Origin of the sequence: Spiroplasma endosymbiont of Ammophila pubescens (genome assembly GCF_964020965.1) — a bacterium.
In the GTDB taxonomy this organism is placed as follows: Bacteria; Bacillota_I; Bacilli_A; order Mycoplasmatales; family Mycoplasmataceae; genus Spiroplasma.
Genome location: NZ_OZ026611.1, coordinates 1641367 through 1667606 on the forward strand (window position 1 = coordinate 1641367; position 26240 = coordinate 1667606).

26 protein-coding genes and 1 other RNA gene are annotated in these 26240 nt (G+C 24.3%); 3 read left to right on the forward strand and 24 right to left on the reverse strand.

Annotated elements, in window-relative coordinates; all coding sequences use genetic code 4:
• Nucleotides 1–426 precede the first annotated feature (426 nt).
• Nucleotides 427–933, forward strand: a complete 507-nt coding sequence (locus tag ABNT63_RS10775; protein WP_348735758.1) for a lipoprotein — start codon at nucleotides 427–429, stop codon at nucleotides 931–933.
• Between the two features lie 24 nt (nucleotides 934–957).
• Here the strand turns inward: ABNT63_RS10775 and ABNT63_RS10780 are convergent, their stop codons facing one another.
• From ABNT63_RS10780 to ABNT63_RS10805, 6 genes are all read right to left on the reverse strand, one after another.
• Complete coding sequence (locus tag ABNT63_RS10780; protein ID WP_348735759.1) at nucleotides 958–1224, reverse strand: hypothetical protein; 267 nt, start codon at nucleotides 1222–1224, stop codon at nucleotides 958–960.
• A gap of 345 nt (nucleotides 1225–1569) precedes the next feature.
• Nucleotides 1570–3066, reverse strand: a complete 1497-nt coding sequence (locus ABNT63_RS10785; protein WP_348735760.1) for a hypothetical protein — start codon at nucleotides 3064–3066, stop codon at nucleotides 1570–1572.
• 355 nt (nucleotides 3067–3421) lie between these two features.
• Complete coding sequence (locus tag ABNT63_RS10790; protein WP_348735761.1) at nucleotides 3422–3661, reverse strand: hypothetical protein; 240 nt, start codon at nucleotides 3659–3661, stop codon at nucleotides 3422–3424.
• Nucleotides 3628–3867, reverse strand: coding sequence for a hypothetical protein (locus ABNT63_RS10795; protein WP_348735762.1), 240 nt, complete (start codon nucleotides 3865–3867; stop codon nucleotides 3628–3630). The genes ABNT63_RS10790 and ABNT63_RS10795 overlap by 34 nt, the downstream gene beginning before the upstream one ends.
• Complete coding sequence (locus ABNT63_RS10800) at nucleotides 3867–4883, reverse strand: hypothetical protein (RefSeq protein ID WP_348735763.1); 1017 nt, start codon at nucleotides 4881–4883, stop codon at nucleotides 3867–3869. Before ABNT63_RS10800 ends, ABNT63_RS10795 begins: the two co-directional genes overlap by 1 nt.
• Before the next feature lie 92 nt (nucleotides 4884–4975).
• Nucleotides 4976–5278: a hypothetical protein gene (locus ABNT63_RS10805; RefSeq protein ID WP_348735764.1), complete on the reverse strand. Its 303-nt coding sequence runs from the start codon at nucleotides 5276–5278 to the stop codon at nucleotides 4976–4978.
• 524 nt (nucleotides 5279–5802) lie between these two features.
• On the opposite strand from ABNT63_RS10805, the gene ABNT63_RS10810 reads away from it, so the two are divergent.
• Nucleotides 5803–5961 (forward strand): hypothetical protein, encoded by a 159-nt coding sequence (locus ABNT63_RS10810; RefSeq protein ID WP_348735765.1) that lies wholly within the window; start codon nucleotides 5803–5805, stop codon nucleotides 5959–5961.
• 294 nt (nucleotides 5962–6255) lie between these two features.
• Here ABNT63_RS10810 and ABNT63_RS10815 read toward each other — a convergent pair whose 3' ends face one another.
• The 8 genes from ABNT63_RS10815 to ABNT63_RS10850 all read right to left on the reverse strand — a co-directional run bounded on the left by ABNT63_RS10815 (nucleotide 6256) and on the right by ABNT63_RS10850 (nucleotide 11185).
• Nucleotides 6256–7890, reverse strand: coding sequence for a hypothetical protein (locus ABNT63_RS10815; RefSeq protein WP_348735766.1), 1635 nt, complete (start codon nucleotides 7888–7890; stop codon nucleotides 6256–6258).
• Between the two features lie 3 nt (nucleotides 7891–7893).
• Nucleotides 7894–8055: a hypothetical protein gene (locus tag ABNT63_RS10820; RefSeq protein WP_348735767.1), complete on the reverse strand. Its 162-nt coding sequence runs from the start codon at nucleotides 8053–8055 to the stop codon at nucleotides 7894–7896.
• A 351-nt stretch (nucleotides 8056–8406) separates the two neighbouring features.
• Nucleotides 8407–8730 carry a hypothetical protein gene (locus ABNT63_RS10825; protein WP_348735768.1) on the reverse strand — a complete coding sequence of 108 codons (324 nt, stop codon included), beginning with the start codon at nucleotides 8728–8730 and terminating at the stop codon, nucleotides 8407–8409.
• 47 nt (nucleotides 8731–8777) lie between these two features.
• A complete protein-coding gene (locus ABNT63_RS10830; RefSeq protein ID WP_348735769.1) occupies nucleotides 8778–9302 on the reverse strand; it encodes a hypothetical protein in 525 nt (174 codons plus the stop codon).
• 4 nt (nucleotides 9303–9306) lie between these two features.
• Nucleotides 9307–9837 (reverse strand): hypothetical protein, encoded by a 531-nt coding sequence (locus ABNT63_RS10835; protein ID WP_348735770.1) that lies wholly within the window; start codon nucleotides 9835–9837, stop codon nucleotides 9307–9309.
• A gap of 10 nt (nucleotides 9838–9847) precedes the next feature.
• Entirely contained in the window at nucleotides 9848–10537 is a 690-nt protein-coding gene (locus ABNT63_RS10840; protein WP_348735771.1) for a hypothetical protein, read from the reverse strand.
• On the reverse strand, nucleotides 10420–10824 hold the full coding sequence (locus ABNT63_RS10845; RefSeq protein ID WP_348735772.1) for a hypothetical protein: 405 nt from the start codon (nucleotides 10822–10824) through the stop codon (nucleotides 10420–10422). The genes ABNT63_RS10840 and ABNT63_RS10845 overlap by 118 nt, the downstream gene beginning before the upstream one ends.
• A gap of 88 nt (nucleotides 10825–10912) precedes the next feature.
• The gene (locus ABNT63_RS10850; RefSeq protein WP_348735773.1) at nucleotides 10913–11185 is read right to left on the reverse strand and encodes a hypothetical protein; all 273 of its coding nucleotides are present in this window, start codon (nucleotides 11183–11185) and stop codon (nucleotides 10913–10915) included.
• A gap of 195 nt (nucleotides 11186–11380) precedes the next feature.
• Between ABNT63_RS10850 and ABNT63_RS10855 the strand changes: the two genes are divergently transcribed.
• Nucleotides 11381–12412, forward strand: coding sequence for an IS30 family transposase (locus tag ABNT63_RS10855; RefSeq protein ID WP_348735774.1), 1032 nt, complete (start codon nucleotides 11381–11383; stop codon nucleotides 12410–12412).
• Nucleotides 12413–12684: 272 nt separating this feature from the next.
• Here ABNT63_RS10855 and trmB read toward each other — a convergent pair whose 3' ends face one another.
• The 10 genes from trmB to ABNT63_RS10905 all read right to left on the reverse strand — a co-directional run bounded on the left by trmB (nucleotide 12685) and on the right by ABNT63_RS10905 (nucleotide 26240).
• Nucleotides 12685–13326: a tRNA (guanosine(46)-N7)-methyltransferase TrmB gene (gene trmB, locus ABNT63_RS10860; RefSeq protein WP_348735775.1), complete on the reverse strand. Its 642-nt coding sequence runs from the start codon at nucleotides 13324–13326 to the stop codon at nucleotides 12685–12687.
• Nucleotides 13310–15349 carry an EAL domain-containing protein gene (locus ABNT63_RS10865; RefSeq protein ID WP_348735776.1) on the reverse strand — a complete coding sequence of 680 codons (2040 nt, stop codon included), beginning with the start codon at nucleotides 15347–15349 and terminating at the stop codon, nucleotides 13310–13312. The genes trmB and ABNT63_RS10865 overlap by 17 nt, the downstream gene beginning before the upstream one ends.
• Before the next feature lie 180 nt (nucleotides 15350–15529).
• Nucleotides 15530–15953, reverse strand: a transfer-messenger RNA (tmRNA) gene (gene ssrA / locus ABNT63_RS10870).
• 43 nt (nucleotides 15954–15996) lie between these two features.
• On the reverse strand, nucleotides 15997–17268 hold the full coding sequence (locus ABNT63_RS10875; RefSeq protein ID WP_348735777.1) for a hypothetical protein: 1272 nt from the start codon (nucleotides 17266–17268) through the stop codon (nucleotides 15997–15999).
• Between the two features lie 14 nt (nucleotides 17269–17282).
• Nucleotides 17283–17987 (reverse strand): hypothetical protein, encoded by a 705-nt coding sequence (locus tag ABNT63_RS10880; protein WP_348735778.1) that lies wholly within the window; start codon nucleotides 17985–17987, stop codon nucleotides 17283–17285.
• A gap of 173 nt (nucleotides 17988–18160) precedes the next feature.
• Nucleotides 18161–18469, reverse strand: a complete 309-nt coding sequence (locus ABNT63_RS10885; RefSeq protein ID WP_348735779.1) for a hypothetical protein — start codon at nucleotides 18467–18469, stop codon at nucleotides 18161–18163.
• Nucleotides 18470–18478: 9 nt separating this feature from the next.
• The gene (locus ABNT63_RS10890) at nucleotides 18479–20383 is read right to left on the reverse strand and encodes a DUF4091 domain-containing protein (protein ID WP_348735780.1); all 1905 of its coding nucleotides are present in this window, start codon (nucleotides 20381–20383) and stop codon (nucleotides 18479–18481) included.
• Nucleotides 20353–20685: a hypothetical protein gene (locus ABNT63_RS10895; RefSeq protein ID WP_348735781.1), complete on the reverse strand. Its 333-nt coding sequence runs from the start codon at nucleotides 20683–20685 to the stop codon at nucleotides 20353–20355. The genes ABNT63_RS10890 and ABNT63_RS10895 overlap by 31 nt, the downstream gene beginning before the upstream one ends.
• Before the next feature lie 93 nt (nucleotides 20686–20778).
• Nucleotides 20779–21849: a hypothetical protein gene (locus tag ABNT63_RS10900; RefSeq protein ID WP_348735782.1), complete on the reverse strand. Its 1071-nt coding sequence runs from the start codon at nucleotides 21847–21849 to the stop codon at nucleotides 20779–20781.
• A 143-nt stretch (nucleotides 21850–21992) separates the two neighbouring features.
• Nucleotides 21993–26240 (reverse strand): ABC transporter permease, encoded by a 4248-nt coding sequence (locus ABNT63_RS10905; RefSeq protein ID WP_348735783.1) that lies wholly within the window; start codon nucleotides 26238–26240, stop codon nucleotides 21993–21995.

Here is a 26240-nt window from a genome sequence, read left to right on the forward strand (position 1 = left end):
TCATCTTAACATCAACATAAAAATAATCAACAATTTAATTAAAAGTGTTATAATTAAATTATCCTAGGGATAGGAACTATGGAAACATAGATAACTTTTATAAGTTATGCCAGTAATGGCCAAGGGGAAAACAGAGAGTATTTTGCTCTCTGTTTTTATTTTAAGAAAAATCAAGTAAACTTTTCAGTTATTTTCATTTTTTATTTTTATTGTATAATTTAACTAAGTAATTTATTTATTTAAATTACTTATCCTTCTTGTAAAATATTTGTAGTAATCTTTTCTATGAATAATTATTTATCAAAATATCAACAAAAGTGCTTATTGTTAGCACTTTTTTATTTTTTTATTAACTAATTTACCCTTGCATATATATATATATAATGTGATAGGTTATAAAGTAGCAGAAAAAGAGGGTTAATATAAATGAAAAAATTATTAAGTATTTTAGGTGCAATATCATTAGTAGGAACAAGTACAACAAGTTTAGTTGCTTGTAATAAACCACAATATAGCGAAAAAGAATTAGTAGATTTAAAAGAGAAAAATAACATAATTACAAAAGATGGTATTTTAGAATGAATAGCACCACAAGAAAAACCATTCAATAATGAAGATAAGAAGTGATATTATATTGTATGAAAAGGAAAAAATGAAGATAATTGAAAAATTATTAAATTTAAGTATGATAATTATAAAAAAAATAAAGTACTTGATAAGTATAGTAATTATGAACTGCAATTATTTCAAACAGGAAGATTAGGGCAAGGTTATTGAAAAGATATTTGTTTAGTTGATAATGATGGTATGTCTCGTTATTTTGCGTGAAGTCTACATTATGGTTATTTTAAAGCAGTTTATCGTTGAAATTTATTAGATAAACCAGAGCCCAGTTTAGATATTGATCAAGATGGTAATGTAAAAGTTAAATAATAATAACAAAAATAGGGTTTATCCTTATTTTTGTTTTAAGTTAATATATGCCATAGAAATGGTATCAATTTCAAAATTACCATTTGTACTAGACCCAAGGGTAAAACGATTGGTTTCCATTACCCATAATTCATAATTTACTCTCATTTTTAATTTAACACCATCATTATAAAAAATAATTTGTGTTTTAAAATGATAACCTGATTCATGCTGTGCAGATCCTTGAAATGGATAATTTTTCTCATAAAAATTTTCAAATATAATAATTCCATTTTCAGTTATATCTTTCATTTTAATAACATGACTTGTTTTTAATGGTTTTATAAATCAGTCTATAATATTTCCTTGTACATCTTCTCATATTTTTACATTTCCATTATTTGTAAATGTAAAACTATCATAATTATCTTGAACTTGTTTTCAATCAGTCGCACCAAATGTTCCAAAATCAAATAATAAAACATCTTGATTATAAGATTTGTTATCAGGTTCAACACCATAAACAGCCCATATACTTTTAGAATTTAATTTACTATCTGCTTTGTTTAATATTAATTGTACTGGATAGAAATTAATACTTGGTGGTGGGTCTGGTAATTTAACAGGTCATTCGTGTACGATATCATCAGCGATATATTAATCTAAATAACTAAGTGAATAAAAAGTTAATCAATCACGAACTGAATTATTATATAAATATGTAGTTTGTAAACTAACAAAATAACTCATAATTGAATATGGGTCAAATAAATCAATATCATCAGAAAACATATAAATACGACATGCTGTTTTACCTAAATTATAAAAACCAACTGCATCAATTATATATCTACTACTCCCAACCATATCAGTTAATAAATTTTTTCCTGTTTCCATTGTTGGTAATGATACACTTTCTTCATTAATTAAATAAATACTATCTTCATCATTAAATGATTGGGGTATCATAACACTACTAATTCAAGCATATTTTTCAATCTCTGTTTTTTGACTTTTAGATCATTTTGATACTTGTATTTTATCAGTTAAAGTAAATGCCCAACTTGTATTACTTGCACTAGCACCGATTATATCATTTACCTCATCTTGTGTATTATATCTAAAAGCATCTAACGGGGTATTACCTTGATTTTTTGCTGATGGCCTAGTACTATCTTCAACAATAGGTCAATAACTTTCATCATAAAATGTATAGTTTGCTTTACCTATAAAGAAAGGAATTCCAGTTTTAATATTTGGATATAAATTATTAGTATTATTATCAATAGTTTTTCAATAAATAGGAATACCTAAACTTATTGCATTTAAAAATTTACCAACAATAGGAATATCTCTTTGAGTTCATGTAATACTTTCTGTTATATCTACTGGCAATGAAATAATATGATTAACCATAACACTAAATAAATTTAACATGTCTTTTAATTGACCACGATTTTTACTTGGATTAATTGTGTTATATTCTATATCAACATTATATTTAAAATAACCATTTGCTCGTACATCAAAATCTTTAATAATTTTATTATATTTATAATTTAAAGCAACATCTTTAACTGTTAAATTATTTGGTTTAGTTGCTTGGGTTAATTTTCTATCTGTATTCAAATAACCCTCATAATTCTTTTTAATTTTTTGGTTAAATTGACCTTGTTTTCTTTTTAATCAATTATCATATTGACCATTAATAGCAGGAATGCCATTAGTTAATAAATAAGTAGTTAATGGTTTAGATGATTTTGTTAAACTATCCGCTACTGGCATTTTTAAATCGTCAATAAATAATCTTCTTTGAGGATATACTTTTTCATTTCATTTCCCTAAATTTTCAATAGGGTGACCAAAAATAACTGGTGCAGTGAAACCATTATTACCTAATAATGTTAATTGAATACTTTTAATACCATTATCACCAGTAAATTTTTCATTAATTTCATAATCTTTTGGAATACCTAATTTATCTCATATTATTTTAGGAATAACATAGCCTTCACCTGGTGCTGAAAATTGTACGAATTTCTGAATAGTTTGTCCAGTAGTATTAATATAATCTTTAACATAACTAAAAGTAATATTTCAATATACTAATTCATTTAAGTCATTATATTTTGGTTGAGCATTTGATATAAACATTAATAAATTATCATCAACATCTTCTTTGTTAGATTGTAAAGGTAATAAATAAAATCTTAAAAAATCTTCTCTTTGAAAATTATAAGTAGTTTCAACGGTAATTGTACGATCAAGATATCAATCATTATATTCACCAAAATATTATTCACCACCTAATTTAGAAAATTCAACAATATCATTAATATTAACAATATGACATTTATAAACATAACCTTTAAATTTTATTTTAATAGCAAAATTATCTAATGCTTTATTAATTTTTTGTAAATTAATGACATAAACATTAAAACCATTTTCACTATTAATTTTTTCTCAAATATCATTAATTGGATAATTATTTTCAGGTTCTTCTGAATTAATAAAAACTTGTTTTGTTGCATCTCATAAATAAGTTTTTTTCAGTACTAGTAATATATAAATAACTAATTTTATCTGTTAAGCTATTTTTAAAATCATCAAAAGAATAAGTAAATCAATCTTTTTCTTTTTGGAAAAAATCATAATTTCAAATATCAGGGATATGTCTAGATCTAATTTTAATTGTATTTTTTCATTGTGCTATTATTCCTTCTTTACCAGTAAATATTTGTGACATTTGTGTAAAGTTTTGTGGTACTCCACATTATTAGGTTGAAAACCTTTATCAGTAATATTTACTAAACCAGTTTTAATAATAAATGGAAAAAAGAAATAATTACTTTTAATATCAATATCTAATTTAGTTAAATCAGATCTAACACTATTGTCCATTATTCTTTCATTTAAGTTTTTAAAAATACTATTAATATTTGGTACTTGCATTATTGTATATCTCCTTTAATATCTTCTTCTCTTGTTTGGTTATTATCATCAAAATAACTCATTTCTAATTTATCTAGTTCTTTTCTTTCTTTTAATCTTTCTTCATACATTATTCTTGCTTTTTTATTTGTAATTTTATGTTGATCTTTAATTGCTTTAATATTTGTTGTAGTATTATTATTTAATTGGCGATCAATTACCTCAGATTGTGTAATTTCATTAACAATTGATATATCAATAAATTCTAATGTATAAGGTCTAATATTGTCATTTTTAGAATTATCATCATTTAAGTTATCTCATTTACCATAATGTATAAATATATAATCAAATAAACGATATAATTTTGGCAATCTTAAAGACCTTTTTTGTAAAGTAGTATAAATATCTAATTTATTATTCATTAAACTCTCTGTTTTATTTGTATAACTATTCCCTGAAAAATTATCATATTCATAACCAGCACCATTAAATATCATTTTCATTGAATAATCACTATCAATAGTTATTTCAGTATAATTTTGTTGAGCATGAATTAAACCAACACCAGTAGTACCAGTCATAGCATATTGTTGAACTGTACTAGTAATAATAGCATCAGCACTTACTAATTCTTCATCGCCTTTACCATTATCAACAAGTGAATGAGTAGTATCTTTTTGTCATATAAAATGAGTACGGTTAATAATTCTTTCAATTCTTTTATAATAAATATTATCTTGCACATCTTTAATTAAATTAAATACAGGTAAACAATCAGGGGTAGCATCTACTGTTGTTTTTGTACCATGCACTAATTTAGGTAAATTTGTAAATTTAACAATAGGTAATATATCAGTCCCAGTATCATATTCCATTTTAGAAACTGATCTTAGTTTACTTTCTAATTCACCGTAAGTTTGTCAAATTCCAATTTCTAAATCTTTTGCTGTATAGTAAGTTATTTTTGCTTTTCTAGGATAAAATTGTACTCTTTGATATCACACATAATCAGATTGAGCAGGTAATATTCACATTTCATCATATTGTTCTATTTCTGAATATTTAGCAATACGAACATTTGAACCAATTGGAGCAACATCAATAGTTAAATCGCCAGTCTATATTTTTAATAATGCATTACACTACAACCATATAAACTATTTGCTAATTCATTTTGATATAGTTTGGAATAAACATAATTTTTTTCATATCATTCTTCTATTCAATCTTGTGTATCATCATTATCACAATTAAACATTAAGCCTTGCCCAATAGTTAATGGAGCAGCTTTTCTATTAGCAATAATTCAAGGAATATCAATATAGTATTTTTGTTCTTGTAATATTTTATATTTTCCTGTTTCTAAATAATTTAAATATTCAGGCTTATTAATTAATTCATTAAAATTTATTTCTTGTTTATTATTCATTTTTACACCTCTTTTTGTCATCACCCATTATATAATCAACAAAAGGAGAGTGTCAAAAAATGTGAAAATTATTAACATTAATTACTAGTATTTTAGAAAACCCAAAAATAGCATTAAGAATTATAAAATTATTATAAAAATATGGTAATTCTAAAATAAAAGCAATTTTACAAGGTATTAAAGATATTGAACATCAATTAGCACAAATTCAATATTATTTAAACCCAAATATATTAAGTGATTTATTAGCAAAAATACCTAAAAGTTTAGAAATACAATTATTTAAAGATATTAGTTTTTTAGATAAAAATAAATATAAAGAAATTGTAAAATCATTAACTCCAACAGAAAGTAATTGAACTATATTATCTAGTAGTTGATGTAAAAAGGGATTTTTTCAAATAACTAATAAACAAAAATTAATAGGTAATTTAACTATTTTAATTCAAAGTGATAATGATAAACAAAAAAGATGATATAGACCTTATACTTATCCAAAAGTACATATTCAAGTATGACAAGCAATGAAATCAGCAACTGGTAAAAATGGAACCGGGGCAGGATCTGTATTTTGAAATATGTGATTACATGTGTGATTACGCAGTGAATTAAGAGAATATGTAAATTGACAAATATATACACAACAAAATAAAGGTGGCGGTGATGTTAAATTAAGAGGCTAGTCGTATTAATAAAAACCTATTAGAATTAAATAAAGAAATAAATCGTTATAGTACTAATTTTTATCAAACAAAAGATGCTAAATTAAATAAAAATAAACAGTTTATAGATAATAAAAATTGATTAAATCAACAGCTAGAATATGTTACTAATTTAAAAACAGGATATAAAAATTTACATACTAAAATAATATCAAAACCAAAAACAATAAATATTTATAAAGAACTTAAAAAAGGTATTAATGTAATTAAAAAACCTTTAAACAAAATAAAAGACCCTTTTAGGTTTTTTATTTTTTATCCTGTTTTAACTGCAATTTTAATTTTAATATCTTTAATATTTTGATTATCAATAATACCTGCATTAATATGTAAATAAATATTACCACTTACAATTTCATTAACTGGTAAATAAATACCTGCTGAATTTGTTTGAATTGGATAATCATTTTTACCATCACTTAATACCATAACAGAACGCATAAATACTAAAATTCTTTGTTTTTGTGGCGTAGTTAAATTTTTATCTAATACTTTATCAAATAATTTTTTAATCTCTGCTTTATCAAAAATAGATGGAGTAATTCCAAAGAATTCATAATATTTTTTCTTAACATCCATATTTAATGTAGTTTGATCTTCTGTTAAATTATTAATATTGTTAATAGTATTTTGCATTGCAGTTTTAAATTCAGGATTATAAAAATCTTTATAATTTGGATCATAATCTAATAATTGATAAGTTAATTCATTTTCTCATTCACCTGTAAATTCATTATATTTTTGTCATGAATTACCAGTTGGATTTGTATTATCTCATAAGCGAGCAATAGCATCCATTTGTTCTTGTTCTGTAAACATTTCTTTAACAATTAAAAAACCTAATTCAGGTCTTGTTAAAGCAGGTAATGAAAATAATGCCCGACTAGTAAATGCAGGTTCTTGTGTATCATTATCTACATAACTAATATTTTCAGTAAAAATAGTAATCATTGCGGCATTATCTCTATGAATAACCAATGCTTCTATTTTATTATTAATAGATAAATCAAAGTCACGAGTTCTATTCATTCCTTGTAAATTAATCTCTAATTGTCCATCTGATGTTTTACCATGCAAAGGTTTAATATTTTGACCAAATCATAATGATTTAGAAACCATATAACCTAAAACTTTATCTTGGAATAAAGTACCAGTCATCATTGTATTTGCTGAAATATTTTCACCAATTAATTGAGTATATGCTCGTGTTAAATCTAAATATGAATGTGGTTCTCAAATCATTTCTCAATCACTAGTATTTGTACCAATTTGAGACGCATTAATTTTTCGTGTTTCATCTGTCATACGATGTCCTAATTTATACATTAAATCTAATGCATTTTGTTGAGTTTTAATTTTAGTTGTATCATAAACAAAAGCATAATCTTTATTAAATTTAGATCTAGCAATATAATTATCAATTACACCTTTTAAAAAGTATAATTCTAAATTAAACATCATATTTTCTGTAATTGAACCTGTTCATTTTGCTACTAATTCACCGCGTAATGATGGGTCAGTATTTTTTAAACGAGATAAATCAAATATTCTTCATTGTGTTTTTAAACCAATAGTATGATCAATTACTAAACGACCACGCTTAGCATTTTGATTTTGTTTTGGGTTTCCTTTTTCGTGGTTTCATTCTGAATCACCATAAAATAATCGTTCAGGTATTGTATAAATTGCAACTGCATAATCTGCACTTTCCATATTAGGACTTGATTGTGCTGTTGCTGTTAAACGATGAAAAGTATAATAATCAGGATTTGATAAAATATCTTTTACTCGCATTTCTTGTGCTGATAATAATAAGTGTCCTTCTTTTGTTAAATTTGCTACACCATTACTAATAACAAATCCCTCATGTAATCCTATAATTGATGCCATATTTTATTTTCCTTTCTGATATTCTTTTTGAACTAAGTTTTTAATTCTTTCATTAATAGGAATATTATGATTATCTTGTAAATTTTCTTTTATTTTTTGTGATAATTCTTCAATAAACATTTTTTCATCTTTAATTTGAATCCCACCATTCATTAAATTTTTCATATCTAATGTTGGTTTTTTTCAACTAAATCTTTAAAATTAGTTTTAATATATTCCATATCTTTACCACTATTTAATAGTTCTTCAACTAATTTACGATTTTCTTGTGGTACTTGTGATAACTCATATTCTTTTATTTTTGACTGATAATTATTAATTTGTTCTAAATATTCTTTTTCAGTTTCTGATTTAATACGAGTTTATGCACTTGGTAAGACACTAGATAATACTTGTTTTTCTTTTTGTTATAATAAAGCATTAATTTCATCTTGTGTCATATTTTCTTTATATTCATATTTAAAGTTTGACATAACTTTAATCCCTCCATTATTTTTTTATAGAAAATTTCAAAAACTATCGTCACCATCATACCATCATTTTAATTTTTGTAAACTTGTAGATATTTTTTATTAATTTCAGTTCTAGTTTCTTCAATACCTTTTTAAAACCTTTTTCATATTGATCAAAATATTCTTTTTGATTATTAACACCATAATCATAAGTTTCTTTCATTAATTCTTGGAATATTTTAGTATGTTCTTCACACGCAGGAACACCAATACCATTTCAATTTTTACTTACTTTTTTAAAACACTCTTTACCATCAATTATCATTCAACAAATATTTTTATCCATTCGTATTTTTTCAATATTTTTTTTAATTTGTTTCTTTACCATAATTAATCTTTTCCTTTCAATATTTTCTCTGCAAATTGTGAAACAGTTTATATTGCTGTATCTTTATCTACTTTTTTAATTTCTAAATCTTTAATAAATTTATTTTCAGTTCTTTCATAACTACCATTTACTTTTAAATATGCTTTACACATAAAGATAATAATTAATCTTCCAATAGATCAAATAATTAAAGGCATTAACACTAAAATAATAAATACAATACCTAATTTTCTTTTTCTAATTAAATGATTACCTTGTGATTTAATATTTTTATCTATTTTATGTTTACGACCAATTCACATTAAAATATCTTGAATACCTAATAAAGTAATATGACCAAATCCTAAACCAATAATATTACTTGATGACATAATACTATCTCAACTAAAACCATCAAATTCACCACTTTTAACTGCTCAGGTTCAACCTAATGCAAAAAATGTATTATAAAGTAATGCCCATCATAAATGAGTAAATCCACTCATAAATCTATCTCACTTAAATAATATATATTCTTTATAATTCTTTTTATCTAAATCAATTACATAGTTATTTTTATTTCAAAATACCATAATTTTAACCTCGCTTTCGGAATTGTTTACTTGTTAAAAATGGATTATCTAATGTTTTAATAAAATATTCCATTATATCCATAACAGCATAAGTCATAGCATCAAAACCATCATCAAATAATTTATTATCTTCTAATTTATAAGTAGACTTATTTGCAAGTGATTTTCTTCATTCCATTTTTAACATATCCTTAAATAACTCTGGTGTTAATCGTTGACTAATTTGTAAATAATTCTTATTTAGCAGGATGATTATAGCATCAATTCTATCAGTTCTATATCAAGCATCTTTTACTACTGGTTTAAATCTTAATCAATTAGCCTCAGGATAATATTGTCGCCGAATATTGTTTAATGTATCAATAGAAACTAAACCACCATTTCCATAGTCAACATTTACATCTAAACCATCTTGTAAATAATCTCATTTTATAGAAGCAGTTATAAAAAAGTGTACTATTTCAAATAAAATCTTAGTTGTATCTTTATGTATCATTTTAGCATTACTATGTTTATATTCCATTAATGGTGTCATTTTTTTTATATTATCTATCTAATCCCATTAAAATAGCATGAGTTGCATGTCCCAATGGACTATCTGCATAACCTAAATCTAAACCTGCTTTAAAATTAACTGGTTCAAAATCGTATAATTTACTAAATAAATAATTAGCAAAAATACTACCATCTAATGCTCCAGGCATTCCAATTCCTCATACATCATATTTTTTAGGTCATTCTGCTTTTAATTCATATAATTTTATTAATTCATCATAATTTAAATTATCTTTATTAATTAAATAATTAGTATAATGATTAATTATTTTTTTATCATATGCTTTTTGACCTGTTTTAGGATCTAATACTGGAACTACTAATTTAGATATTTGCTCATCTTTACTTTCTAATTCTTTACGATTAAAAGGTAATAATTTGTTTAAATAATCTATATGATCTTGATAAATACTATCAAGGTTAGTACTTGTAATTAATATTAATTTTTTATAATCACGAACTGCTTGCATAATTGCTTCTTTTTCTGATTTACTAAATTCATTTGCTTCTTCAAGTCAAATAATACATAAATCAGCACCACTTGCTCTTGCTGTTCCTTTACCTAATACTTGCGATGAATTACTTTTTCTAGCACCTTGTAATTTAATAAAACTACCATTAGGAAATGTTCAAGTAGGTTTATTAAAACGAGCATTATATTGATAATGACCACCTTTCATTTTTTAGTAGGGTTAAGTATTAATTCAACTTTATCTAATGCATCTTGAATATCTTGTTGCATTTCAGCAGTATCAGCACTATTTAATCTAAAACCATATATTGCTATTTTTTTATCTTTATTTGCTAATACAACACAACTTAATAATGCTATTAATTCATCAATAGAATATGTTTTACCTGCTTTACGACTACCAGCTAAATTAATTTCATCTGCAATATATTCTGTATTATTTATTAAGCTAGTTATTATTTTATAAAGATAACTATATTCTTTTAATATTGCCATTATATATCACGCCCATCAGGTATATTAATATTAATAGGGGTATAATTTATTTCAGTTTCATTTTTACGGCCACAATACTGTGCATATACTACTGATACACCCCCTTAGTTTCGTTTAAGAGATGTAATTTTATATTATTTTCTAATATTCTTATTTTCATTTTAAGTTCATTAAATGCTAATAAATTAGTGTCTTTTAAGTCATTATATTCATCTTCTTCTAAATTACAAAAGATTAATAAGGCTTCTTTTGTGGCAAGTTTGATATTATTTTCTTTACAATATTCATCAAATTTTGTTAATTTTTGATTTATTTTTGTTAAATTTGCCATTATTCATCACTTTTTATCTACTTTTGCCATCTTTTTTACCTCTTTTTGACATCACCATTCTACAAAAAAATATAAAAAAGTAAAATAAATTAAAAAAGACTTTTTCAAGTCTCTATTTTTAGTAATTTTTAAACAAGTTATTAAGGGCTAGTAAATCCTACTTGTATTAAATTACATCACAATCCTAACATTTTTTAATAAATTGTCAACAAAATTTTAATTTTAATGTATAACTATTTTAATAGAAAGGGCTGGGTTGTTTTATGAAAAAAAAAAAAAATTAAACATTTTAAGTTAGTAGAAAGACATGAATTAAAAGAGTATTTAGAATGCGAAAAATTTAAAAAGAAAAATGGCATACCTAATTATTCTAAAATAGGAAAAGTAATGAATAAAAATCGCAATACAATTAGATTAGAGGCTAAAAGACTTAAAGAAGAATACGATCCTAAAAAAGCAAATGATGATTATAAAAATAAAAGAAAAAAATCTATTAAATATACTACAATTAGAAAAAAAGTTGTAAATCATATAAGAAAAATTTTAAGTAAAAGACGCTATTCACCAATGTTAATTATTTATGAATATGAAAAAAAGTATAATGAAAAGTTTCCATTTTCACATGTGACACTTTATAAATATATTGAACATGGGGTTTTTGATGAAGAAGATAATGAAATTAAGAAAAAACTACCATTTAAAGGAAAAAAGTTTAAAACAAAAAAGAAAAAAGATGATCGTGGACAATTAACTAATATTAGATTTATTGAAGAAGCAGAACATAAAAAAGGTACTTTTGGTTGATTTCAAATGGACTGTATAGTAGGTAAAGACCATCAATCTGCTTGCTTAACTTTTACAAAAGAAAAAAGTTTATATACGATTTGTTTTAAATTAGACCACCATAATTCAGAAGAGGTTAATAAAGCCATTAAAAGTATTTTTAGAAATAAACTTTATAAACAAAACATAAAAGGAATAATAACTGATCAAGGTAAAGAATTTAGTAAATGAAAAGAAATTGAAAAGATTACTAATGCAAATGTATACTTTTGTGATGCTGGAACTCCAACACAAAAACCCAAAGTTGAAAGAATGAATAGAGATATTAGAGAATATCTTCCTAAGGGAACAGATTTTAATCAAATTAGTCAAAAAGAAATTAATAAAGTTATGAAAATTATTAATGAGAAACCACGACTGAGTTTAGGTTGATTATCCTCCAAAGAGATATTTTTAAAAAATATTAATATTTAATTTTTTTAAATATGAATTATATATTTGTAACAAAGTTTTCTTTTTGTCGTGCTTAAATATTAACTTATATTTAAAAAAATTATTTTTTTTTAAAAAAAAGTTGCAATTTTTAATAAAAGATATATTATTAACTTAATAAGGGCAAGTTATCCTATTTGCATTTTTACTTTACAATTAAAATTTTACGGAACCTATTAGCTATCAATTTTCGTTACCTAATGAATAAATCCATACTTTCCTTTTATGAGCCAGTAATAATAAAATTAATATAATTATTTCCGAGCATATAAATAATTAATATTTTTTCCAAGTTTAACAAAGCGTCGTTCATATTCAGTTGGAACATTATTTTCCACATACTGACTCTGATATAAATTTGTTATATAATCAACAATTTTTCAATTATTTTCTTTAAATGATTCTAATGAATAAGTAAATAATTGATCATTATCTGTTTTAAAATGAATTTCACCATTATCTTGTAAAATAATTTGATAAAAATCTAAATATATTTTATTTGTTAGCCGACGTTTTTCATGTCGCACTTTTGGTCAAGGATCAGAGAAATTTAAATATATTTTATTAATTTCTTTAGGTGCAAAAATTTCTAGTAAAAAAATAGCATCAAAAACAATTATTTTTAAATTAGATAAATTTTCAGCAATTATTTTTTTTAAAGCTAAAACTAAAACTGATGGATAACGTTCGATTGCTAAAAAATTTTGATTTGGATATTTTTTTGCTAATGTTATAATAAAATCCCCTTTCCCAGAACCAATTTCAATATTTAAGGGATTATTATTTTTAAAAATCATTTTTCCCCATTGCCCCTTATAATATTCTGGATTTTGAATTGCAAATGTAGGATTCTCCATAATATATTCTGTTGCTCAAGGTTTATTTCTTAGTCTCATCTTTAAATCCTTTCCGACTGTTTTTTAATAAAGCTATTTTTATCTCATTATCAATTTCATTTTGTGGTTCATCATAAGTTCCAAATAATGAACCAAACATATAATTAATTTTTAGTTCTTTTAATTTACTATATCCTAAATAACTATTAACTTGTGGTGCAATTAAAATAATATCAAGTTTTTCTGCTAAAATAATATATTCTTTAATTAAATTTTGATAATGCAAATGAATAAACATTTCACGAATAATTGTTGGAGAAAAAACAGCATAATTAGGTTCATAATAGTAAAAACTATTTAATTCCGTATCAATTGCTCCAAAATTTTTAACAGCAACTTCAATACCAATATTTTTAATTGTATTTAAATTTTTTTTAAACTTTTCAGAATCAAATCCAGTTTCCATTAAATCAAAAGTTAAAATTAAATTACCAGGTTTTACTTTTAATTCAATTAATTTTGTTGCAAATTTTTTTAAATTAAACTGATCACTACTAATAAAACTAGCTGGATAAGTAATGAATAATTTTTGTTCTAAATAATTATCTAATTTATGAAAATTCTTAATATTTAATGCCGCATTAAAACGAGCCAGCATTGTTTCATGTACAATTCCCCAAAAAGTATTACTATCTTTTCCAAATATTAAATCACTATCAACCCCATCAATTAAATTACTACTATAATGATATGCTAATGTAAGGCCATCATTTACATTTATAATTGGAGAATATAAACTAACAATTTTTTCTAACTGAATATGTTCATTTAAAGCTAAAATACTACGTTTTTTGTTTGACAATTCTTTAATATTTTCAGGATCAATAAAAATAATTTGATTTGAATATTCAAGATTTAACCGATTATCTGCTGTTGCAATATTATATTCTTTTAACTTATTTAAATTATTTGATTGTAAACCATATAATGAAGCATATCCTTGTAATTTAACAATTATTTTATAATTTTTTAAAATAAAAGTCGTATTAACTTGTCGCAATAAAATTTCAAATTGTTTTAACAAATCAGTTTCTGGTCGTAACTTACTTTTATTATGCAATAAGATACTACTAATATCAGGTTTTTCAATTTGATCAAGGGGAAGAAAAATTCCAAAATGATTTAAACTTGCTTTAAAAAATAAAACATTTTGTTCTTTTCACAGTGTAAAAACTTGATGAGAAATAAGATCAATAATTTTATTTTTAACATTACTATTTAGAAATTTGTCTAGTTTTTCAATATTATTAATCATAAAAGTAAAATAAATTCCACGACGAATCTTATTCTTATGAATTAAATTATAAATAGCATCATGTGTTAAAGCCTCACGAACATAACTATTGCGGTCATATTCAATAATATTTTGTAATTTTATCGCATGAACATAAATTAATTCAATAATACCACAAATACTATAAGCAAAATAAGTCATTGCAATTCACACTAAAACATATAATTCACTTACAAAGTTTTCTGACATAGCCATTCTTTTTGATTGTGCTAAAACAATAATTGAAGCCGTAATGAATCCTGTTAATGTCAATAAAGACCATTTGGTTCATTTTGTTCATTTAAAATACCAACTCACAAAAACAATTAGAAGGGTTAAAACATAAAGTACTGAAATCATAATAATATTATGAGTACCTGTTAAAGGTAAAAAATAATTATTATTTAAAAATGGTAAAATTGCAAAAAGAAAAGTAAAAATAATAATCGTATATAAAATTGTGGCAAAGCAAGAAATAAAAACACCTATCATTCAACAAACTATTATTGGCAGAAAAATATTAATAACAATCATTGTATTGGTTTCGCCAGTTTTTAGTGGCACAAAAAATGGGATTAATCCTTGGGCAATAATAACCAAAATTGCAAAAACACCACCAATAACAACTTGATAATAAATTGAAAAACGAACAAAATAATTACGCACTAAACCTCATGTAAAAATATAAATGATGAAAAAAATAATTATAAATAATAAATATACAAAAATAATATTTAAAATATTACTCACTTACTTCCACCTCTTTTAACAAACCTTGTATTTTTTTTATTATATCATTCCTTTTAAAAATATTTTTGAACTTAAAAAAGAAACTAAAATTCTCATAAATAATTTCTTGAATCTAATAATTTATTTATGACAAAACAAGTTTCTTTTAATTTCTACCTTATTTTTAATAAAAATAAAAAATGGTGGAGATGGCGGGAATTGAACCCGCGTCCACAAATAACATTCTAATATCTTCTACAGTTTAGTCTAATCATCTTTTTTTCATTATTTAATAATAGGATTAGACAACTAATTAAATAACTAGATAATAAGACTTTCAAAATTCTAACATTATCAATTAGAATTTCTATTAGATTAAGACTTAAGATACGATAATAGTTAATAATCTACAATTAACTACTATTACGACTAGCAATCCTCTAACAGCGAGGAATTAAACTGCTAACATTGATCCTGCTAATTGATTGTTCATCATAAAAGCTGGCATTTCAGTTTTGTCTTCTTTTTGTTTTTTGTTTGCGTTTCTTCAAACCTAGTAGCATTATAGTCTGCTAAACTACTGCCAATATTAGTAGATCATTCCTGTCGAAACCGGAACATCCCCATATAGTAATTATACTCTTAAATTATTAAATAGTAAATAATAACTATTTAGTACATTTTTTTTGAAATAATTGCTTAAAATGATATTCATGGCTAATTTCTTTTCCAATTTTTGTACCTAAAGTAATTCGAATTAAAGTATAGTAATCCATGATTAAACTAAAACTACTAAAAAATAAGGTAAATAATAAGAAAAATCCCATACCTAGAATATAATCTTTTTGTAATCAAAATAATAATCGCTCAACAATTAACCTAGGATTTGTAATTAAATTATTATTTTTTAAATTTAAATATTCAACATAATAATTTAAACTACTAAAAAAATAACTAAATAACCCAAGACTAGTAATTAACATGATAAGTTTTAAAAAATTGACTGTAATTGCACTATCATTTTTATTAATCCAATTTATTAAGCAAATAACACTTTCCAACAAAAACTCAATTATAAAGTAAACAATAGTAAGGATACTCAAAATATAAATAATGTTATTAGGGTTTAACGAATAATTTGTTCCATTATAATTATAAACAATCCATTCTTTGATGTTTCATTGAAAAATACCAGATAAAAAAATATAAAAAGTCAAAAGAATTTGAACGGTTGTAACAACAATTAAAGTAATCTTAAGATTCTTTTCAAACACTAACCACATTCAGAACTTTTGAAAATCTAATTTTTTTGTTAAGAAAAAACTAATTTTTTTGGGTGAATAATATTTCAATCGTAATATTCTCATTTGTAAAATTTGTAAATTATCATTATTTTCTTGAATTTTAAAATTAAAAAAAGTTATAATTTTATTATAAAATTTACTATTTGTTTTACAAATTAAATATTTATATAGAAACTGAAACAAACTAATATTGTTAAAAATAGACACTTTAACTTGGTTATCATTCAAGTCATATTCACTAAAAATACTTTTTAATGTTTGGTAATTAAAATAAATAATTGTTTTTCATTGATATGAATAAGTTATTATAAAGAATAAAATAAAAATAAAAATACTAATAGCTGTTGTAATAGCATAAAAAATCTTTTGTGACAATAATCTTCATTCTGGCAAATAATTATTGCTAAAAGTAAAATCTGATGTTAAAAATAATAAAAACAGTTGTAATACATTCAGAATTAAACCAATATTAATAACAACTAATAAAAAATAAAATAATTTGCTAACAATTCAACTTTCACTATTTTTTTTATTTTTAAAATGTTTTAATAAATAAATTCCTTCTCAACTACTTCCAAAAAGAAGAAATAAAATATTTAAAACAATAAAATATTTTAAAGATACTAAATCTGTCATACTTTTCTCCTTCCTTAAGTAATTTTAAAAGAAACATGTGTACCAACAGTTCCGGCTGTATGATTAATTTTAAGATAATTTTTATTGCTACTTTTAAATCGGGCAAAAACATATAGTAATCCCTTATGGTCAGCACTCTTTCATAAATTTTTTAGTTGAGTTGTTGGTGACCACAAATCTAAGTCATTCGGCTGTGCACCTTTTTTCAAAACAACATTTACATCAGTTGCTTGCATAAAATGTGAATTATGAACATGTGCTGATCACTTAATTAAATAATCAGTTACATCATTAACAACTTCCGCAATAGTTGTTGTTCCAGCATATGTTTTGTTAGCAATAGGTTTCCAATCAATATTTCTTCAGTCTTTAGCATTAAAATCATTACTATCAATCGAAACATTTCAAACTGATAAGAACTCTGGTTTTTTATAAAAACTAAATCCTTTACTTTCTAGGATTACCTTATAATTACTTTCAACAACTGTGGAATTAAATATTAACATTGCTCTTGATGCATCAAATTTAACAAAGTTACTACTATCTTTTTTAACATTAATTTCCAAATTAAAGAATCCAACTGGTAAGGGATTATTGTCATTTCACATTTTTTTGCTTTTATAATATGCTACAATCTCCTCGTATCCTTCTTCTGTTTGAAAAATATTATTAATATTTTGTACAAATCCTGCTATTAATTTAGCATTATCAAATAGCACTGGATTATCAGAATAAAATAAGACACTATTTTTTAAAATATTTAATTCAGTTAAATCAACATTAGTATTAATTGTAATTCATTTTTCATTTTGGTAATGACCATAATTATTTGGTGTAATATGAATTGAAAAATAAGTAATTGGTAATAAGTTTCGTACAGCACTAAAGTCAATTAAATAATTTTAATTAGGTGTCGTATGATAGCCATAATAAATATCAACATTAATTTTAAAAAGATCAATTTCTTCAAAATTAATTTGAATAATTTTAAGAATAGAGTACTCCGCAAAGTTTGAAACCCGCCAAGTTCACTACCTAACATTTGATCAACTGTTCATGAATAATTTTGAAATACTGTTTCATCAATTTGTGCTAAATCAAAATTAAGATTCTCTTCTTGTGTGGTTTTACAAGCAATAAGCGGACTAATATTTCCAAATAAGATAGTTCCTACTAATAATGACTCTAATAACTTCTTCATAATCCTCCTTTATAATGAATTAACATACATAAATAATTCATAAACTTGTTCTCCTATTGTTTTTTCATAATTTAAACTTGGTTGTTCAAACACAACATCATCTAATGTAAATTGGGTTGGATATCACTTATATTTATTATCTCTTGTTGTTGAAGCAGGAAAACCAATTGCATTTAGGACTCGATTTAAATCATATTTTTTGTCTGGATATATTTCCATTAATATCATCATTTTATGGACCATTTCCATTCCGTCAATATAATTTTTAAAGCGAACACTATAACGCGGACCATGAATATTTCCAACATAAACTAAATTATCATCTCCCGATTCGAATTGACCATTCATTTCTTTTTTAGCATAATAATCATCTCGATATAAATCATATGACCATCTTACATAACCATTTGCTCCTAATTTATAAGCCATTAAAGGTCCCCATACTTGTTCACTATTATCAGATTGAATATATGCTGCTGGAAAATTATTTCAAGAAGTATAAATCATAGTTGCATTCCTAAATGTTTTACGACGAAGAATATTACTTCGTAATTTATAAATATTAATATTATTAAATTTTTCGACTATTTCACGGTATTGCAAAATCATTTGGTCATATTTGTTAACAAAAATATTTTGAATATCATCTTCATCAAATGGATTATAGCGAAAACGCCAACCAGCAAAAATACTAGATTTAATAAGATTATAAGGGTCATTTTCAGCCACATTTTTCATTGTTAATTCATTAGTTTTATCTGCTAATTCATCAAACGATTCATATAAAGTAATTTGTTTACCATTTGGTGTTAAGTATTCTGGTTTGTTTCGAATTGAATTTCAGTGATTTGATAATGCTTTAATAAATTTACTATGAATTGTTTTTAAATAAGCATCAAAGTTTTTCCCAGGCATACCATTGCTTGATTTTACTAATTCAGCATTAAATGTACGTTGAGGACCTTTTTTAGCCCCATTTTTAAGGTAAAAAAAGGTAAAGGCTCCTGGTTCTATTGCTGAAAACATAAACTCCGTAAATCCTAATTGAGCAGCAACTTTTAAGTATTCATCAAATGCATTAAAATCAAATTCTCATTCTCAATCTTGATCATTAAAAACAACATTTAAATCACTACTTTTAATATAATCTTCATATTCTTCATCAGTTCATCCTTCTGATGATTTATTTAATTTTCCTACTCATTGAATTAATTGATAATTTCATCCAGGATCATATAAATAAAATGTATTAGATTTTTTTAATGCTTGTAAATGTGCTAATAAATATGGCCGCATTTTTGGGGATAAATAACTTGGTAAATTATTATCAAAAGGACCAATTTTGTCATCAAGTTCTTTTACACTTGCTCTTTTCTGTCTTAAATTATCACCAGTATCAATATATTTCATACCATTTGAAGGAAATGATGTCGCACTAAAACCAAATCGTTCATGCATTGGTTTATTTGAATCATCAGTTTTTAAAAGATAATTTTTAATTTCAATACTAAACTTACATTCAATACTAGTTTTAATTTGACCATTAAAACGAAAACTTAATTTTATCGTAAAATTTTGAATTCCCGGCTTTGCTTGTAACCCAATAAAAAGACTAATTCAAAGCGGTTTAACATCATATGTTAATTCAGACAATGTATTTTCTCCTAGCGCATCAGGCATATATTGTACTCCTGGGTAAATATAACGATTAGAACTTGCTGCATTTGGAAAAGCTTTAATATAAGTTAAAAAAACAATCTCACTAATAATTGCTGGGTCTTTATTATCATTTACAATTGATACTTGTAAATCATTATATTTAGTAATATCTTCCTTATTTAATAAAATTAACTGTGTATTAAGATGTTGATTTCTTCATGCTGTTAAGCGTGGATGATCATTTGTACACTTCAATAAATCTTTACGATTTCCATAAAAAAATGGATCACCGTTTTTATCTTCATTATAAGCAATATAAGTAAATTTTGAATCACCAAAAAAAAAGTATGGAAATATGAATTATCATCTGCTTGTGGATTTTGATTATTACCACAACCATACTGAAAATTAAACTGGTTATCATAACGACCGCCACTACCACCACCAGGATAATTCCCTTCAAAACGACTACAACTAACAACCATCATCACAAAAGGAGGAATTAAAACAACAACTAATAAAATTTGAATCATATTTTTAAACGATATTTTTTTCATTTGTTTATTCCTCTCTTAAACCATAAATCCTAAATGAACACCTGGTAAAGTGCTTAAATCTAGTGAGGTATTTTTTGCATTAATTAATTCTAATTATACCCAATGCTTTTTCTTCCCGCCTGAAGAAAAGATATATAGTTTATCTAATGTTGTTTCTTTTTCAAGTAAATTAGGATCAGAATATCCATTTTTACGAAATTGTAATTCAAAAACACACATTGCTAAATTATAATGGTATATTGTATCAATTGCCTTAATAACAAATAATTTTATATCATCATATAAACTACCTAAGGTATTATTTAAAGTGACATTTTTATTTAAAATAGCATAATCAAAATTATAATTTTTAAAATCTTTACTTGTAATCTTAATAGTTGCTGCTGTATTCATTGTAAAAGTTTCCCCAGGAAGTTTAAATAATGATGCTTGCAATCGTTCTGGAATATATTTAAATAAATCATTATTAATTGTTAACATATTATCTTTTTCAGAAATAAATTTATTACTTAATTTTATAAAAAAACTAATATCCTTATTTAATTTCATTTGTCCTGGTTGTAATTCCATCCCAGCTGAAATATCTAATCCCATTTTTTGAAATTGTTTATTAAAATTATTAAAAATTACTTGGTTACTTAATAGTTTATTTCAACTATCAACAAGTTTATCTTCACTGTCAATTTGTCCTTTTGAATTATCAAATTTAATAAATTGATTGTTAATAAAATTTCAAATTGGACGATAATCAAACTGTAAAAAACTATGTCCATAAAATTCACTTTTTACTGTTGCAAAAATTCCAACAGTAAACCAAAAAATATAATTAGTATTAGTAAAATCAGTAAAATTAATTGTTTTTGCATTATAAAAATTACTATCATCAACATGACCATAATAAATATCAACTCTTAAATTTTTGACAATATTTAATCCTAAGTTATTTTGTAAACCCAGCATAACATTACTACGAATCGATGACATTAATCCATCATCGTAACCTCGAAGACTATTTAAACCTCATTTGTTATTAGTCATAATTGATTGTGGTTTTAATAAAAGACCTAAATTTTTTGTTTCTTTTCATCATATATTAATTGAAATCAAACTAAAACTTGTAGTAATAGGAAAAATAAATATCATTAAATAAAATAATTTTCGCAATTTTATTTCCTCCATTTTATCTTTTTTTGGTTTATAGGTTCAAATTTAATTATATTAAAAAAAACAAGATGACAACTAAAACTTCAAAAATAACTTGAAAATAAAAAATCTAAGGTTTACTTAGATTTTTTATTTTGTTAGGTTTATACTTCGTTTGCATTAACTTGCTCTTGAATACTCATATGATTAATTTTATAAGTTGAAATTCAATATGTTATTAAATAGATTCCTGCCATTAAAATAAAAGTAATTGGAATCGTAATTCATGGGAAACCAAATGGAATAATTACTTTAGCAATTGTAATAAACCCATAAACACCTAGTCATAAGATTAGTCACATTATCCCAACACCTAAAATCCATGCTAGAAAAGCAAACGGAGTAAATATTCCTAATGTTAAACTATTAATTTCACGATTTGAATATCCTAAAGCTTTCATCACAGCCATAAATTTTAAGAAAGAATTAACAAATGATTCTGTCATAATATATACAATAATAATAGCAGTTATAATCGTAATAACAACAAAAATAATTGATAAGATACTTGAAATTCAAGCAAGTTTTTCAATAACTTGCGATTTAATAATTAAATAATCTGTTCCTCCAACCCCACTAGTTAATTGACCACTCATAAAATCATTCATTGAATAGGAACCATCTAAGGAAGAAAGATTAAATCGTGTTGTTTGATCAACTTGATCATAATATTTACTAAACTTACCATTAAATCATAACATTGGATTATCATCTTTGTTATCATATAGTTCACTAGAACTTGTATCAAAACCAAGAATTTTATTAGCAATAACTTGATTTATATACGCTCTTGGAATATTATATGAATTTTGAATCCCAACAACTTTATATTTAATATTTTTAGTAATTTTCCCAATTTTTAATAATCCTTGGCGTAATGCTTCTCGATATCAGTTAGTTGGAAACCCGGTTGTTAAATCACCTATGCCATTAATTTCTTTATCAAATTTATTATCAAAAGGATGAATAATATAATAATCACCGTCTTTAGTTTCTTCTTTAGTGACCACTCTCTGATCAGCAGGACTACTAAGGTCTAACAAGCCTGGTAACCGACGTCCTGTTGTTGCAGAAATCGTTGAATTTTGAAATTCACCTTGTTTAAAAGCATCAACTGGTAATTTTAAAACAAAATTTTTAATATTATAATAATCTTGAACTTTACCATTTTTATTTTCAAAACCAACACGTGTTTTATTTCCAATTGTTAATTTTGTTAAATCAAGGGTAAACGGGTTGAGATTGTCATCAGACCAACCACTTGGTAACTCATATGACCACGCTGCTTGGTCAACAGCACAATGAAGTGCATCATCACAATATTGTAACTGCTGAACACTAGTAGTAGTTTTAATTATTTTATCTAACAATAAATTATATTTACTTTCTGCGGCTTTATTTACAACCATTGGAATAAAATCTGTCCTAATATTTAAATTTTTACTATTATCTAAAATTTTTTTAATTGTTTGATTTGGAAAAATAATTGTTTTATTATTTACATTAATTCCATATGTTGAAAGAATAAAACTTGAATCTGATATATTTGTTGTATATCCGGTGTAAACATCTTCATTTTTTGAATTATAAGTTGAAGTTCCAAAAGTAAAATTAAATTGTAATTTAGCCAAATCATCTTTTAACCACATTGCTCGAATTTTGCCTGGCATAATATCACTTGTCGCATATTGTGCACAATAAGTCCAACGGTCAATAATATTTGGATCTGTTGGATGAACTGGTGATTTACCAAAAGCACGTGGCATTGTTGAACATAATAAAGTATCAATTTGATTTCGAATATCAACATTTTCACCATAATGTTTATACATATCATAAAAAGTACCAATTGATAAACTTGCTCCTTTTCCAACCATAAAATTAAAAATAATCATATTATTTAATTTCTGTGTATATAAATGAACATTTTTAGCATTAATATCATTTTTTGTTGATAGCCATTCTCCATTATATAAATAATCACTTACTAAAGAATTTTTAATTAAGGGATATGCTGCCTCAGATGAAAAACCAGAACCATTTCAGTCATACATTTCATAGCGACTAAAAGGAATATTCCCAATAACGTTTGTATATTCATACTCGTTATCATAATTTAAATTGGCATAATAATCCTTACTAAATTTATTGATTCCTGTTGGAATTAAAGTTGCTAATGTTAAAGATAAACTAGCAACAAAAAATGTTAAAAAAAACCAACCAATTTTTTTCATTGAAACAGTCATCATCACAAAACGAAATTTTGTTGTAAATTTTTTAAAATGAAAAATATTACTAATAGAATAAACTAATTTTGAAGTTTTAATATTTTTATTCGGATTTAATAAATCTAATGGGCTGATTATTAATTGCCGAATTGCTGTTACTAAAATTGACAAACTACTAACAAGACCAATAATTCCAAAACAAATTGCAAATGGAATTAACGAAAATGAAAAGTTAATTGGAATAACAAAATAACTATTGAAAACACTCATAATAGGTAATTGTAAAAATACACCAATAATTCATCCAACCGGAACTCCAATTCCAGTTACTACAATCGCATGAGCTAAATAGGAACTAGCAATTGTTATTCCACTATAACCATTTACTTTTAAAATTCCATTTGCAATTTTTTGTTGATTAATAATTTTTTTAATTAAAATTACTAATGTAAAAATTAAAATAATTAAGAAAATAAGACATAAAATAATTGTAATCGTACAATAAAATTTAATTGTAGTTCCTAACAAAGAATAACGTAAGTAAACTAACTTTGTTTCATCACGGCTTTGTAATGGGGTATTTTTATCACTTGGATTATTTAAACTTCAAAAATCAACTGCTAAATATTTTTTGAAATTTTCAAAGGCTGCACCTTTATTTTCCGGTAAACCAACATAATTAATATATAATGTAGAATTTTCTTCAATATCAGTGTTAGCAGCAATATACTCACTACGATAAACTTTTTCAGAAACATAAATAATACCATCTGTTTTTGGATCTGGAAAAACATCAGTATCATAAATTGTTGGATAAATATTAGCTGGATCTCCACCAATAGCACCAACAAAGAAATTTGAATTTTCACCAATTGTAAGTTGATCTCCTACTTTTAATTTTTGACTACGCGCAAATTGTGGCGTAATAACAACATACACATCATTAATTGGATTAGTTGGATTAAAAGAATCATATTTTTTAATAAATTTTAATTTATTATCCGATAATAATTGTGTTCAATTAATAATTTTATATTTTAAATTTGATGTTAAATCTCAATATGCATATTGTTCACGTAACTGAAATGAAAAGTTTGAAGCTTTAGCAACTAATGCATAATAGGCTTTTGTCAAACCATAAGGCCAATAAGGTTGACTCCGAAAACTATTATTTTTATTATTTTTATTATAAAAATCATTAACACTAAAAACAGCGTTTTCAATATTATTATTATAACCAATATCAAGATTATTATTAATAGTTGGTGAATAATAAAGACTAATTTTTGTTAAAGGCTGTGATGTATCTTTTACTAAAAAACTTAAATCACCATTTAATTTTTCCTCAAATATTCTATCTTCAATGCTAGCTTTAATAGGGATTTCATCTACGCTTCCTCTTAAATCAACATCTTTTTTTCATTTTGTTATACCATTATTAACAAAATCAATAACAGCATATTTTAATTTTGTTTCATCTGTTATACCTGAATATTTTTTATTTAAATATGCAATAATTAAATTTATTGTATTTTGTGAAATATCACTATGCGTAAAATTACTCATAAATTCTTCAATCAAAGGTAAATTATTTTGATTAAAAAGATAACCTTTCTGATCATATAATTGTCCAATTACAGAAGTTTGAAAAGCTTCACTATTAACATTGAAACGATATAAACCATTATTTAAAAAAATTGGTGCACTTTTATCAAGATCAGTAAAAATAATATTACTTACTTTATTTGCTTTAGAATCAAAAGTAAATTTTATTTCAACATTATTATCCAAAGATTTTAATGCGCCATCTTTACCTAAATGAACATAAGGCAATGTCCACTGTTCCCTATTAACATCAGTAATCAAATGATAATCATTGCTAAAAGCATATCATGGAGTAATTGTTTCAACATTTTGTCCTGTTTTCTTTTTACTGTCAAATCTTAATAAATAATCATAAGCAAAAGTTCCTTCCCCCATAAATGAATATGCATTAGATAAACGTGTATTAACAACTCATGAAGAAGTTGTTAATAATGTTAAAAGCGCAGCTAATATTATAAAAATAATTAACTGTGCTTTTTGCTTAAACATACTTTTTAATGTTTGTAAAAACAGCAACAT